The organism is Bradyrhizobium sp. B124, from assembly GCF_038967635.1.
Classification (GTDB): Bacteria; Pseudomonadota; Alphaproteobacteria; order Rhizobiales; family Xanthobacteraceae; genus Bradyrhizobium.
Window position 1 is genome coordinate 4,999,086 of sequence record NZ_CP152413.1, and the last position, 12,231, is coordinate 5,011,316.

The window sequence follows — 12,231 nt, forward strand, 5'->3', positions numbered from 1 at the left end:
GAGCCTGTCATCGGGCGCGCGTTCGCGCAACCCGTTGGCTCATCCGGGCTACGGGTGCAGCAAGAGGCGCGTGATCCAGCCGGCCGCGTAGAGCCCAACGCCGAACACCGCATGCGTCAGGAGGCTCTGCAGCCTCGCCGCCCATGGACGGGGCGTGCGGCTCGCGGCAATGCCGGCGCCCATCGCGGGCTGCATCACCAGAAACGGCGCGGCCACGCTGCCGATCCCGACGATCAGAGCCGGAGCAATGCTGGGCTGCCGCGCCCAGCCAAGGCCGAAGATCGCAAGCAGGGCGCCGGCAAAGCCGATCCCGATCAGATAATGCGCCGCCCATCCGATCGCCCGTTCGCCCGCGACCCGCGGCGACGCGGCGATGCGGTCGTGGCGCAGGCGGCCGGATGCGAGATGGCCGAGCCACCGGCCGACCAGGGTATAGTCCAGCGGCGGGATGCCGAGCAGCCGCTTGCGGACCATGCCCCAGACGTCCATCACGACCGTGGCGCCGGTCCCGATCAGCACCGCGCGCGCCAGAAGATCCACGGCGTCAACCATGCGCAGCCTCCACCGGTGCTCGTGCTGCAACCATCCAGCAGGCCGCGGTGAAGCGAATTTCGTTGCCGTGGACGTAGCGATCGAAGGCGCCGCGCACGGTCTCGATCACCTGCGTGCGACGCGGCTCCTCCATGCCCTGCAGCACCGTGCCGACCGGGCCGAGCCAGCTCACATAACGGGTCAGCTCCGATGCCGGAAAGCGCAATGCGACATCGAGCGGCTCGATCGCGATCGCGCCCCAACCGCTGTCCTCCAGGATGCGCGCGACCCGGTTCCGGTCCGCGAAGCCGAACTGCCCCGGCGCGTCGGGGCGTCGCGCCGGAAGATCCGGCAGCAGCGGCTTCGCCGCCCGCTCCGCCGTCGTCATGAACGGGTTCTCGGCGGCACCGCGCCACGCGATGAAGCGAAGCGCCGCACCCGGCCGGGCCGCGCGGCGCAGATTGGCGAAGGCCTGCACCGGATCGGCAAAGAACATCACGCCGAGACGCGAGATGATGATGTCGAAGCTCGCCGGTGCAAAGCCGTGGGTCTGCGCGTCGGCGCAGATGAAGTCGGCAGGCCACCCTTCCCGCTCCGCGCGGTCACGCGCCGCCGCGATCATCGGTTCGGAGATGTCGATGCCGGTGCAATGCCCTTGCGGGCCGAGCACGTGAGCGACGGCGAATGTCGTGGCACCCGTGCCGCAGCCGATATCGAGCACATGGCTGGCCGCGGCATCGGCCACCGCCCGAACGAGCAGCTCTTCGAGCGGCTTGAACATCCCTTCCAGCACGTCGCGTGTCTCGACCCAGGCGCGCCCGGCAGCGCCGTTCCAGAGTTTGGCCTGCTCGTCGTCGGCCTGCGGTGCGATACTCATGATCTCGTCCTTTTGCTATTTGCGTGTCCTGATGCTTGCCTTAGGCAAGCGCCTGGCGGCACACTGCCAGTTCAAGTGAACTTGAGGTCAAGGCCATGCGGGACATCGACATCGCGGAGGTGGCGCAATTGTCGGGCGTTCGCGCCTCGACCTTGCGCTTCTACGAGGAAAAAGGGCTGATCGCCTCGCATGGAAGGCGCGGGCTGCGCCGGCTGTTCGATCCGGCCGTGCTGGATCGGCTGGCGCTGATCGCGCTCGGGCGCGCCTCCGGCTTCTCGCTCGACGAGATCGCGAAGATGTTCGCGCCCGACGGGAGGCCGCGCATCGACAGGAAATTGCTCGCGGCCAAGGCCGACGACCTGGACCGCACCATCCGCCGGCTCAACGCGATGCGCGACGGCCTGCGCCACGCCGCCGTGTGTCCCGCACCGAGCCACATGGAATGTCCGACCTTCCGACGCCTGCTGCGGGTCGCAGCGGCCGGCAAGATCGGCGAGAAGAAGGCGAGGAAGGCGCCGCGCAAGTCGAGATCGTAGCCCGGATGAAGCGTAGCGAAATCCGGGGAGTCCCTCCGCGGGTCGACCTGCCCCGGATTACGCTTCGCTCCATCCGGGCTACGTTTTTCGGCCGATCATGATCGTCACCGCCGCGATCAGTTCGAGACCGATACAGCCGTAGAACGGCAGCGTGTAGCTGCCGGAAAGGTCGTGCAGCAGCCCGATCACGCCGGGGCCGAACGCGTAAGTGATCTGGTTGATCGCGGTGATCAGGCTGACCAGCACGCCGAATGCGCGCGGATCGAACTCGCGCTGCACGATCAGCGCCGGCAGCGTGATCAGATTGCCGACCGAGAAACCGAACAGCGCGCAGGCGGCGATCTGCGCGACGTCGTTGTGCACATTGATGATGATGACGAGCGCGATCGCCTGGCTGACAAAGGACAGCGCCGACGCCAGCCGCTGGTTGAGACGGTCGATCACGAAGGAGAACGAGACGCGGCCGACCACGGCCATCGCGGTCAACAGTGCCATCGCCACCGTCGCGCGCTCGCGGCCGATCACCTGATCGAGATAGGCGATCAGATGCACGATGAAGCCGACCTGGGCGAACAGCACCAGCGCGAAGGCAATCGAGACCGAGAGGAAACGGATGTCGCGCAGCGCCCGGGCGCGCACCTGGGTCGCCGACGGCGCGTCGGCCGCCGCTGAAGTCACCGCGTGCAGATGCACCGGCGGCTGCCCGACGAAGATCAGGATGACAGGCACCATCACCACGACGAGCGCCACCGCGGCTGCGATCATCGCGCCGGAGAAGCCGAAAGTGCCGATGCCGGCAACCAGCAGCGGCACGCCGATAATCCCGCCAAAACTTGCGCCGTTCAGCGCCAGGCTGATCGCCATGCCGCGCTTCTTGTCGAACCACAGGCCGAGCGTGTTGGTGATGATGCTGAGGCTGGTGCCGGCCCAGCCGAACGCCAGCAGCGCATCGGCGAGATAGAGCTGCCACGGCTCGCGCACCTCGCCGATCGCAACCGCCGCGACCGCCATCGCGAGGGTGCCCGCGATCAGGCAGCTGCGCGCACCGAACGCCTTGATCGCCTCGCTGACGAAGGCGACCAGCGCGGCGCCGAACAAATAGAAGAAGGTGGTGCCCGACGAGATCAGCGACGCCGGCCAACCGTGCAGCCGTTGCAGCTCGGCGACGTAGACGCTCTGGCCGTAGAAGCCCAATCCCCAGCCGAAGGTCGCAAGCAGGAAGCAGACGACGACGATGCGCCAGCCCTCGTAACCGAGCGAGGATTCGTCATGCAGCCTGGGTGATGATGCGTCCATTTCTTGCTCTTGCTTCTCACATCGTCAGGACCGGACCAATCCGTTCCCACGATGTGAGCAGCCTTGCAAGCCGGTCATTTCGAAGCCGGTCGAAGTGTCAGCAATTGGCAGCAGGAGATCAGATGCTGGGATCCGGGATTTCTTCCACCGCGCGCAATTTCGCCCGCCGCTTGGCGAATGACGCCAGCGACAGCACGGCAAGCCCGAGCAGCACCGGCGGAAACACCACCATGTTGACGGCGTGCCAGCCGTAATGCGCGAGCAGCTGGCCCGACGAGAACGAGCCGATCGCCATCATGCCGAACACCAGGAAATCGTTGAACGCCTGCACCTTGTTGCGTTCCTGCGGCCGGTGCGTTTCCAGCACCAGCGCGGAGGCGCCCACGAACGCAAAGTTCCAGCCGATGCCGAGCACGAACAGCGTGGCCCAGAAGTGCGGTGCCGTGATGCCGGATAGCCCGATCATCGCGGCGACCGCCTCCAGCGCCAGCCCGAGCGCGACAATGACGGGCGCACCGAAGCGGGCGATCAGCGAGCCTGTGAAGAAGCTCGGGCCGTACATCGCCACGATGTGCCACTGGATGCCGAAATTGGAATCGCTGACCGACAGCCCGCACATCTTCATGGCGAGCGGCGCCGAGGTCATCACCAGATTCATCATCGGATAGGCGATCACGCCGCACAGCGCGGCGGCAATGAAGCGCGGTTGCCGGGCGATCTCGCGCAGCGGACGCCCGCCGTGCAGATCCGCCGCCGCGGGCTTCGGCGCGTCGACACCCGACAGCACCGCCATCGCCACCAGCGCGACCAGCGCCTGCATCACGAACGAGAACGCGAACAGATAAGGCGGCCAGATGTCCATGGTCCATTGCACGAGCTGTGGCCCGAGCACGCCGGCGAACACGCCGCCGGCCATCACCCACGACACCGCCTTGGGCCGGAACGCGACGCTGGCGCCGTCGGCGGCGGCAAAGCGATAGGACTGCGCGACGGCGCCATAGAGCCCGCCGAGGAAGGTGGCGCCGCAGAACAGCCAGAACGATGAGTGCAGGATCGCCCAGGCGCCGAGCGCGCCGGTGAGCGTGCCGCAGAAGGTGCCGACGATGAATGCGACGCGCCGGCCATAGGCGCGCGAGATCGCGCCGGTCGGCAGCGTGCCGGCGGCCAGCCCGAGCACATACATCGAGAGCGGCACCGTCGCGAGCGAGATGTCGGGCGCCAGCGTCGCGCCGACGATCGAGCCGGTGGCGAAGATCACGGCCGAATTGGCGCCGGTCAGCGCCTGCGCCGCCGCAAGCCGCCACACATTGCTGCGCGCCCGCGCGTCATCGCTGATTTCATCCGCAGCTGTCACGTCGATCATCGGTCGTCCCGCCTTGAAGCCCCGGCGGGAGCCTCCAATCGCGCGCACTATGGAGAGCAGGTGCAGGCCGATCAACCATCGCAAACGGACGTAGGCCATGCGGGAGGCGCACGGTTGTTGGCCAGGTCGAACACCCACACTCCGGCGTCGTCCTGGCGAAGGCCAGGACCCATAATCACCGAGTCTTGTTGCGAGAGGGATCGCGGCCCCAGTTACGCGCAACAACCAGCATTTGGGGTAATGGGTCCTGGCTTTCGCCAGGACGACGTCACGCGTGTTGCATCGCGCGTCGCCTACCGCACGGGCTTCTTGCCCGGCCGCTTCTCGGCGCGCAGCGCGCCGGTCTTGTGCACCTTGGAGCGCGGTGCGATCGGGGCGCCGCGCGGATATCCGCCCGGCCATTCGAGCGCGAGCGAGCTCGCAAAGCCGAAGAAGCTCGAACGGCTCATGCCGAGCTCGGCGGCGCGCTTGTCGATCCGCGTGATCAGGCTTTTCGGCAGATAGACATTCACCCGCTCGGACGGATCGGGCGGATCGACGCCGACCATGAAGAAGGCGGCGACGTCGGAGCCCTTGGGCGGCACGATCCGCTCGATCGGCGTCGGCTCCGGTAGCGCGCGACCCTGCTCGACCCAGCCGTCCACCGCCTGCGCCAGGGCCCGCTCGGCCCGCTCGATCGCCTCTTCCTGCGACTTGCCGCCGGCGACGCAGCCGGGAAAGTCCGGAAACCACGCCCCGAACGCGCCGCGCGGACCGCGCTCCAGCACAGCCGGATAAAGCCGTCTCTTCATTCTGGCCTCCGTCGTCGAAGTATGCTATTTCACACACTTCGGTGTGTCAAATCACACAATTTGCGAAATCGTGGGAGAGCGCCCCGCCATGGACCCGCAAACCGAACTCGGCATCGTCCGCGCGGCCTATGCCAGGCAGATCCTGGCCGCGGCCAACGTCGTCGATACGCGGGTGATGGAGGCCTTCGCCGCCGTTCCCCGCGAGGACTTCGTCGGCCCGGGACCGTGGTTGATGCTGCGCGGGTGGCGCAGCGACTACATGCCGACGCCGGATGCCGATCCGGTCTATCTCTACACCAACGATCTGGTCGCGTTGCTGCCCGAGCGGCGGCTCAACAACGGCCAGCCGTCGCTGCACGCCTACCTCATGCACCAGGCCGCGCCCGCGGCCGGCGAGCATGTGGTGCATATCGGAACGGGCACCGGCTACTACACGGCGCTCCTCGCGCATCTGGCCGGACCGACCGGCCGCGTCACTGGGATCGAATACGACCCTGAGCTTGCCGCGCGCGCCCGCGCCAATCTCGCCCCCTATCCGAATGTCGAGATCATCGCGGGGGACGGCACGCGCGCATCGTTCGATCCAGCCGACGTGATCTATGTCAACGCCGGCTGCACCCGGCCGGCCGCGCAATGGCTCGACGGGCTTGCCGACGGCGGCCGCCTGATCCTGCCGCTGACGTCGGACGAGGGCTTCAAGGGCGGCGCGCCGGAGCAGATCGCGCGCTCCGGCGCGGTGTTCCGTGTCCGGCACGAGGGAGCACAGTATCAAGCCACCTGGATCTCACCGGTCGCGATCATTCCGTGCGACGGTGGCCGCGACGAGGCGTCTGAAAAGCTGTTGGCCGAAGCCTTCGCGCGCGGTGGTTGGCAGAAGGTGACGCGGCTCTACCGCGACGCCGACATCCCCGATGAGCGCTGCTGGCTGCGCGGCGACGGCTGGTGCCTGGCTTCCGATTGACCCGACGGTTCGTGGTCTTGTAGGGCGGGTCAGCGAAGCGTAACCCGCATCATACGACGGCAGTGGATTACGCCTTCCGCCTTCGCTCGTTGAGCTACGGCGGACGTAGTCGGCTAATCCACCCTACGATTGCGGGCCATCCTTCCGCACAAACATCAGGATCATGTTGTTGGCCGGCAACTCGAACGTCGCGGCCAATTGCAGCCCGACACTGTCAGCGAGCTTTTCAAGATCGGCGATGTCGCGGACGCCCCATTCGGGGTCGCGTTCGCGCAGCGAGGTGTCGAACACGGCGTTGCTGAGCGCGGTGTGCTTGCCGCCGCGCTTGAACGGGCCGTAGAGGAACAGCCGGCCGTCGGCGCGCAGATGCCGCGCGGCGCCGGCGAACAGGCCCTCGGCCACGCGCCACGGCGCGATGTGGATCACATTGGCGCAGAAGATCGCGAGCAGTTTGTCCGGACCTTTGCCGTCCGCTGGCGCCGGCGACCAGGCGGGGTCGGACAGATCGATCGGCTGCGGCGGCTGGATGTTGGCAAGGGCGGCATGCGCGCGCCAGGCTTCGATGCTGCGCAGGTGCGCAGCATGGAGGTCGCTCGGCCACCAAGTGATATCGGGCGTCTGACCGGCGAAATGGACGACATGCTGGCCGGTGCCGCTGCCGGCCTCCAGCACGTCGCCCGATTGGCCGGCAAGGTAGTCCTTCAGCACCGCCCAGATCGGCTGGTGATTGCGGTGGAACGCTGCCGCGTCGAGCCGCCCGTCCGCCTCGACCGGCCTGCCGTCCTTGCCGAACTCCACCACAAACTCCGCCACCGCGCCTTCTCCTGTTAGCCATGTCTAGATCAGACTGCTCCCATCGGCAAAGCCGGAACCGGCATGCCGACACTGCCTGATCCGTCATCCTGAGGTGCGAGCGCTTGCGAGCCTCGAAGGATGAATCGGCCACAGCCGGGCCGTCGACCCTTCGAGGCTCGCTCCGCTCGCACCTCCAGCGACAACGGCAAAGCCGTTGCGCGGGGGTGACGGAGAGATATCCTCGCAAGGGCATTAACCCCGTCGCGACGCGCCTATTCTCCGAGTTGCCAGCCGATGGCCTTTGTGCTTTCCACTCTTTATATTGCGATGGGATCATCGAGATTGAAGCCCGGGAAACGTCCTTGATCGCCACTTTCTCCAAGCCAGCCCTCGTCCTGGCGCTGCTGGCGGGCACCGCCATGGCCGCGCCCGCGCAGGCCCAATCCGCCGCCGAGGGCCAAAAGCTCGCCTTCGACCGCGGCAAGGGCAATTGCCTGACCTGCCATGTCATCAAGGGCGGCGAGCTGCCCGGCACGATCGGCCCCGAATTGACCGGCCTCAAGGCGAAATACAGCCGCGACGAGCTGATCGCGATCGTGACCGATGAGACCAAGCGCAACCCGCAGACGGTGATGCCGCCGTTCGGCCGAAACCGGATCTTGAGCGAGAAGGAAATCGGCGCGGTGGTGGACTTCCTGCAGACGCTGTGACGCGGCGACATCAGCTTGAGGAGATTTTTTCGATGAACATCACGACCAGCGAATTTTCCGGAACGCGCCGCCTGGTGTTGAAGGGCGCGGGCGTCGCCGCGCTGATCGGCCTCGGCGTCATTCCGTTCGACGTGCCGCAGGCGCTCGCCGCCGCCAACGACAAATATCCGGAAGAGGCGTTCAAGCAGAAGAACGAGGCCGATGCGATCAAGGCGCTCTACGGCAAGACCGCCGAGCCCTCGGACAAGGTCAAGATGGACGCACCCGAGATCGCCGAGAACGGCGCGGTGGTGCCGATCTCCGCCACCACGACGCTGGCCGACGTCACCTCGATCTCGTTTTTGGTCAGCGAGAACCCGATCTCGCTGATCGCGACGTACAGGATTCCGGCCGGCACGCTGCCGAGCGTCGCCAACCGCATCAAGATGGCCAAGACCAGCAACGTCACCGTGATCGTCGAGGCCGGCGGCAAGCTCTACAGCGCCCAAAAGGAAATCAAGGTCACCGTCGGCGGCTGCGGCGGCTGAGCTCAATCAAGGGACAATCAAGATGGCATCGAGCATTCGCGTGCGCGCCACGTCAAACGGCGACACCACCGAGGTGCAGGCGCTGATCCAGCATCCGATGGATTCCGGCTTCGTCAAGGACGCCAAGGGCGCGATCATCCCGCCGCACTTCATCCAGGTGCTGACCTTCGAGTATGACGGCAAACCAGTGTTCGTCGCCGACTGGGGCGGCGGCGTCTCCAAGGATCCCTATGTCAAATTCGCCTTCAAGGGCGGCAAGAAGGGCGACGACCTGACGGTCAGCTGGGTCGACAACAAGGGCGCGACCGACACCACCACGGCGAAGATTCAATGACGCGGCGCTCGGCAATCCGCGCAGCAATTGCCACGCTTGCGCTCGGCGTGCTGGCGCTGGCGCCAGCCGCGCACGCAGCCGGCGCCGTCGATCCCGCCGCCGACAAGGCCGCCTTCCAGAAATTCTTCACCAACAAATTCCCCAAGCTGAAGCCCGAGGATTTCGTCAACGGTCCCTATTCGATGAATGAGGACCTGCACAAGCAGTGGGAGGAGAAGGAACAGTTTCCGCCCTACGAGTTTTCGCTCGAGGCCGGCAAGGAGATGTTCTCGACGCCGTTCAAGAACGGCAAGACCTACGCCGACTGCTTCGAGAACAAGGGCATCGGCATCCGCCAGAACTATCCTTATTTTGACGAGAAGGAAGGCAAGGTCGTCACGCTCGAGCTCGCGCTCAACCGTTGCCGCGAGGCCAATGGCGAGGCGCCGTTCTCCTATGTGAAGGACGACATGGCGGCACTCACCGCCTACATGGCCTTCACCTCGCGCGGCAAGCCGATGGACATCAAGATCCCGGACGATCCGCGTGCGCTCGAGGCCTATCAGAAGGGCAAGGAGTATTTCTACACCCGCCGCGGTCAGCTCAATTTCTCCTGCGCCACCTGCCATATCCAGAGCCCGGGCGAGCGGATTCGCGCCGAGGTGCTGGCGCCGGCACTCGGCATCCTGAATGCGATGCCGATCTACCGCTCGGAATGGTCGGGCATGGGCACCACCAGCCGCCGCTTCACCACCTGCAACAGCCAGATCCGCGGCGTGCCGCTCAATCCGCAGGACGACGAGTACCGCAATCTCGAATATTACCTGTCCTATGTCAGCAATGGCCTGCCGATCTCGGGGCCGGGAGCCAGGCCATGAGCGCGGCCGTGAGAGCGATTTTCGCGGCATCGGCCCTGCTGATCGCGACGGCTACCACAGCCCTCGCCGCCTCCGAGGCCGACTACAAGGCGGCCTATGCTGCGGCTGAGGCCGCCAACAAGGAAGCAGGCCTGCTGCGCAACCAGTGGACTACGACAGCCTCGACGCTCGCCGCCGCAAAAAAGGCCGGTGAGGCTGGTGATTTCGATACCGCAGTCGCCCAGGCCAAGGAGGCCGAGGCGCTGGCAAAGGCATCGATCTTCCAGGCGACCAGCGAAAAGGAACGCTGGAAGGACATGGAAGTTCGCTAAAGGCGCGCAGGCCACGGGGGCCGCGCGGAGAGAGTGATGATCGTCCGCCGCCGGGATTTCCTGACAGCTTCGGCCGCCGCAACGCTTGTGGCCGGCCTGCCCCGCCTCGCGCGCAGTGCCGATACCGCCAGCGTCTACGACTTCGAACGCTTCGGCAACGCCCGCATCCTGCACATGACCGACACCCATGCGCAGCTGAAGCCGGTGTTCTTCCGCGAGCCCGGCGTCAATATCGGCGTCGGTGCGATGGCCGGCCAGCCGCCGCATCTGGTCGGCAAGGCGTTCCTCGACCGTTTCGGCATCCGGCCCGATAGCGCCGATGCCTATGCCTTTACCTGCGTCGAGTTCGAGAAGGCCGCCGTCCGCTTCGGCCGGCTCGGCGGCTTTGCCCATCTGAAGACGCTGATCGACAAGCTGCGCGCCGATGTCGGCGAAAAGCGCTCGATCCTGCTCGACGGCGGCGACCTCTGGCAGGGCACCGGGCTCGCCAACGCCATGAACGGCGCCGACATGGTGGAGGCCGCGAACCTGCTCGGCATCGAGGCGATGACCGGGCATTGGGAATTCACCTATGGCGAAGAGGTGCTGCGCGACAATCTCTCGCGCTTCAAGGGCGAGTTCCTGGCGCAGAACGTGTTCCTGACCGAGGAAGCGGCGTTCAACGACGCCAAGGCGTTCGATCCGGCTTCGGGGCGGGTGTTCAAGCCGTCCACGATCAAGGAGATCGGTGGCCATCGCGTCGCGATCATCGGCCAGGCCTTTCCTTACGTGCCGATCGCGCATCCCAAGCGTTTCACGCCGGACTGGAAGTTCGGCATCCGCGACGAGGAACTGCAAAAGCTCGTCGACGGCCATCGCAACAACGACAAGGTCGAGGCGGTGATCCTGCTGTCGCATAACGGCATGGACGTCGACCTCAAGCTCGCGAGCCGCGTCACCGGCATCGACGTCATCCTCGGCGGCCACACCCATGACGCGATCCCGATCCCGATCACGGTGACCAATGCCGGCGGCGTCACACTGGTCACCAATGCCGGCTCCAACGGCAAGTTCATTGGTGTGCTCGATCTCGATCTTACCAAGGGCAAGGTCGCCAATGTCCGCTACCGACTGCTGCCGGTGTTCGCCGAGCTCTTGAAGCCCGATCCGGCGATGCAGACGCTGATCGACAAGATGCGCGATCCGCATGCCGACGAGTGGAGCGACAAGCTCGGCACGGCCGATCGTCTGCTCTACCGGCGCGGCAATTTCACCGGCACCGTCGACCAGCTGATCTGCGACGCGCTGCTGAACGAGCTCAACGCCGAGATCGCGCTGTCGCCCGGTTTCCGCTGGGGCCTCACCACGCTCGCCGGCCAGCCGCTGACCATGGAAGACGTGCTGTCGGAAACCGCGATCACCTATCCCGAGACCTACGTCGCGACCATGACCGGCAGCCAGATCAAGGATGTGCTGGAGGACGTCTGCGACAACCTGTTCAACGTCGATCCCTATTATCAGCAAGGCGGCGACATGGTCCGCGTCGGCGGCCTCGCCTACACCTGCACGCCGGGCGAGAGCGTCGGCAAGCGCATTTCCGAGCTGAAGCTCGGCAACGGCAAGCACCTCGAAGCCGGCAAGCACTACAAGGTCGCGGGCTGGGCCTCGGTCAACCAGCAGAACGGCGCACCGATCTGGGATGTGGTGGCCAAGCATCTGCGCTCCGGCCGGCCGCCGAACCGCGCCGAACCCGGCGTGACGCTGCAAGGCGTCGAGGACAACCCGGGCATTGCGAGGCACGGATGACGCGGCGCGCGTTCATCGCGGCGCTCGGCCTTGCGGCGATTGCGCTGGCAACGCCGCCGGCCCGCGCCCAGCTCGCGTCGTTGCAGGACAAGCCGTTCGCCGAGCACAAGGTCGTGCTGCAGCTCTCCGACAACGATCCGAAGAAGCAGGGCCTCGTCATCAGCGTCGCGAGCAATCTAATGAAGCACTACGACCCCGACAAGGTCGCGGTCGAGATCGTCGCCTTCGGCCCGGGCATCGAGCTGCTCAGGCCCGACAATGCGAACCGCAAGCTGGTCGAGAGCCTGGTCGCGCAGGGCGCGCGGGTCGACATCTGCCTCAATACCGTCGACACGATCGAGCGCGACACCGGCGAGCGGCCGGACTACATCGCCGCCGCCACCCCCGTGCAGGTCGGCGTCGCGCAGATTTTGTTCCTCACCGAGAACGGATACACGCTGGTCCGTCCTTAACCCCGCCGTCCTTGCGAGCGAAGCGAAGCAATCCATGCTTTGCCGCAAGGACACAATGGATTGCTTCGTCGCTTCGCTCCCGTGCGCAAACGCTATTGCGTTTGT

The 12,231-nt window shown here is 66.1% G+C and carries 15 protein-coding genes; 9 read left to right on the forward strand and 6 right to left on the reverse strand.

What is annotated here, in order from left to right; all coding sequences use genetic code 11:
• Window positions 1–48: 48 nt before the first annotated feature.
• Complete coding sequence (locus AAFG13_RS23910) at window positions 49–552, reverse strand: DUF2938 domain-containing protein (RefSeq protein WP_342708411.1); 504 nt, start codon at window positions 550–552, stop codon at window positions 49–51.
• Complete coding sequence (locus AAFG13_RS23915; RefSeq protein WP_342708412.1) at window positions 545–1,408, reverse strand: class I SAM-dependent methyltransferase; 864 nt, start codon at window positions 1,406–1,408, stop codon at window positions 545–547. Before AAFG13_RS23915 ends, AAFG13_RS23910 begins: the two co-directional genes overlap by 8 nt.
• Before the next feature lie 95 nt (window positions 1,409–1,503).
• Here AAFG13_RS23915 and AAFG13_RS23920 point away from each other — a divergent pair, with 95 nt between their 5' ends.
• A complete protein-coding gene (locus tag AAFG13_RS23920; protein WP_342708413.1) occupies window positions 1,504–1,944 on the forward strand; it encodes a helix-turn-helix domain-containing protein in 441 nt (146 codons plus the stop codon).
• Window positions 1,945–2,022: 78 nt separating this feature from the next.
• Here AAFG13_RS23920 and AAFG13_RS23925 read toward each other — a convergent pair whose 3' ends face one another.
• The 3 genes from AAFG13_RS23925 to AAFG13_RS23935 form a co-directional block, all read right to left on the reverse strand.
• Window positions 2,023–3,240 (reverse strand): MFS transporter, encoded by a 1,218-nt coding sequence (locus tag AAFG13_RS23925; protein WP_342708414.1) that lies wholly within the window; start codon window positions 3,238–3,240, stop codon window positions 2,023–2,025.
• A 118-nt stretch (window positions 3,241–3,358) separates the two neighbouring features.
• Window positions 3,359–4,603: an MFS transporter gene (locus tag AAFG13_RS23930; protein WP_342708415.1), complete on the reverse strand. Its 1,245-nt coding sequence runs from the start codon at window positions 4,601–4,603 to the stop codon at window positions 3,359–3,361.
• Window positions 4,604–4,896: 293 nt separating this feature from the next.
• Complete coding sequence (locus tag AAFG13_RS23935) at window positions 4,897–5,394, reverse strand: type II toxin-antitoxin system HicB family antitoxin (protein ID WP_212316867.1); 498 nt, start codon at window positions 5,392–5,394, stop codon at window positions 4,897–4,899.
• A gap of 88 nt (window positions 5,395–5,482) precedes the next feature.
• Between AAFG13_RS23935 and AAFG13_RS23940 the strand changes: the two genes are divergently transcribed.
• Window positions 5,483–6,355, forward strand: a complete 873-nt coding sequence (locus AAFG13_RS23940; RefSeq protein WP_342708416.1) for a methyltransferase domain-containing protein — start codon at window positions 5,483–5,485, stop codon at window positions 6,353–6,355.
• Window positions 6,356–6,478: 123 nt separating this feature from the next.
• Here AAFG13_RS23940 and AAFG13_RS23945 read toward each other — a convergent pair whose 3' ends face one another.
• The gene (locus AAFG13_RS23945) at window positions 6,479–7,168 is read right to left on the reverse strand and encodes a DUF938 domain-containing protein (RefSeq protein WP_342708418.1); all 690 of its coding nucleotides are present in this window, start codon (window positions 7,166–7,168) and stop codon (window positions 6,479–6,481) included.
• Window positions 7,169–7,569: 401 nt separating this feature from the next.
• Here AAFG13_RS23945 and soxX point away from each other — a divergent pair, with 401 nt between their 5' ends.
• Genes soxX through AAFG13_RS23980 form a run of 7 tightly spaced genes read left to right on the forward strand, consistent with a single transcriptional unit; the run spans window position 7,570 to window position 12,126 of the window.
• Window positions 7,570–7,860, forward strand: coding sequence for a sulfur oxidation c-type cytochrome SoxX (soxX, locus tag AAFG13_RS23950; protein WP_092126535.1), 291 nt, complete (start codon window positions 7,570–7,572; stop codon window positions 7,858–7,860).
• Between the two features lie 32 nt (window positions 7,861–7,892).
• A complete protein-coding gene (gene soxY, locus AAFG13_RS23955; protein ID WP_212316861.1) occupies window positions 7,893–8,387 on the forward strand; it encodes a thiosulfate oxidation carrier protein SoxY in 495 nt (164 codons plus the stop codon).
• 22 nt (window positions 8,388–8,409) lie between these two features.
• Window positions 8,410–8,721: a thiosulfate oxidation carrier complex protein SoxZ gene (soxZ, locus tag AAFG13_RS23960; protein WP_212316859.1), complete on the forward strand. Its 312-nt coding sequence runs from the start codon at window positions 8,410–8,412 to the stop codon at window positions 8,719–8,721.
• Entirely contained in the window at window positions 8,718–9,578 is an 861-nt protein-coding gene (gene soxA, locus AAFG13_RS23965) for a sulfur oxidation c-type cytochrome SoxA (protein WP_212316857.1), read from the forward strand. Before soxZ ends, soxA begins: the two co-directional genes overlap by 4 nt.
• Window positions 9,575–9,889: a hypothetical protein gene (locus tag AAFG13_RS23970; protein ID WP_212316855.1), complete on the forward strand. Its 315-nt coding sequence runs from the start codon at window positions 9,575–9,577 to the stop codon at window positions 9,887–9,889. The genes soxA and AAFG13_RS23970 overlap by 4 nt, the downstream gene beginning before the upstream one ends.
• 36 nt (window positions 9,890–9,925) lie before the next feature.
• Window positions 9,926–11,674, forward strand: a complete 1,749-nt coding sequence (gene soxB, locus AAFG13_RS23975; RefSeq protein ID WP_212316853.1) for a thiosulfohydrolase SoxB — start codon at window positions 9,926–9,928, stop codon at window positions 11,672–11,674.
• Window positions 11,671–12,126: a hypothetical protein gene (locus AAFG13_RS23980; protein ID WP_212316851.1), complete on the forward strand. Its 456-nt coding sequence runs from the start codon at window positions 11,671–11,673 to the stop codon at window positions 12,124–12,126. The genes soxB and AAFG13_RS23980 overlap by 4 nt, the downstream gene beginning before the upstream one ends.
• Window positions 12,127–12,231 lie beyond the last annotated feature (105 nt).

Coding starts and splice junctions, on each gene's coding strand:
- AAFG13_RS23910 (WP_342708411.1), bottom strand. CDS start 552: ATGGTTGACGCCGTGGATCTTCTGGCGCGCGCGGTGCTGATCGGGACC.
- AAFG13_RS23915 (WP_342708412.1), bottom strand. CDS start 1,408: ATGAGTATCGCACCGCAGGCCGACGACGAGCAGGCCAAACTCTGGAAC.
- AAFG13_RS23920 (WP_342708413.1), top strand. CDS start 1,504: ATGCGGGACATCGACATCGCGGAGGTGGCGCAATTGTCGGGCGTTCGC.
- AAFG13_RS23925 (WP_342708414.1), bottom strand. CDS start 3,240: ATGGACGCATCATCACCCAGGCTGCATGACGAATCCTCGCTCGGTTAC.
- AAFG13_RS23930 (WP_342708415.1), bottom strand. CDS start 4,603: ATGATCGACGTGACAGCTGCGGATGAAATCAGCGATGACGCGCGGGCG.
- AAFG13_RS23935 (WP_212316867.1), bottom strand. CDS start 5,394: ATGAAGAGACGGCTTTATCCGGCTGTGCTGGAGCGCGGTCCGCGCGGC.
- AAFG13_RS23940 (WP_342708416.1), top strand. CDS start 5,483: ATGGACCCGCAAACCGAACTCGGCATCGTCCGCGCGGCCTATGCCAGG.
- soxX (WP_092126535.1), top strand. CDS start 7,570: ATGGCCGCGCCCGCGCAGGCCCAATCCGCCGCCGAGGGCCAAAAGCTC.
- soxY (WP_212316861.1), top strand. CDS start 7,893: ATGAACATCACGACCAGCGAATTTTCCGGAACGCGCCGCCTGGTGTTG.
- soxZ (WP_212316859.1), top strand. CDS start 8,410: ATGGCATCGAGCATTCGCGTGCGCGCCACGTCAAACGGCGACACCACC.
- soxA (WP_212316857.1), top strand. CDS start 8,718: ATGACGCGGCGCTCGGCAATCCGCGCAGCAATTGCCACGCTTGCGCTC.
- AAFG13_RS23970 (WP_212316855.1), top strand. CDS start 9,575: ATGAGCGCGGCCGTGAGAGCGATTTTCGCGGCATCGGCCCTGCTGATC.
- soxB (WP_212316853.1), top strand. CDS start 9,926: ATGATCGTCCGCCGCCGGGATTTCCTGACAGCTTCGGCCGCCGCAACG.
- AAFG13_RS23980 (WP_212316851.1), top strand. CDS start 11,671: ATGACGCGGCGCGCGTTCATCGCGGCGCTCGGCCTTGCGGCGATTGCG.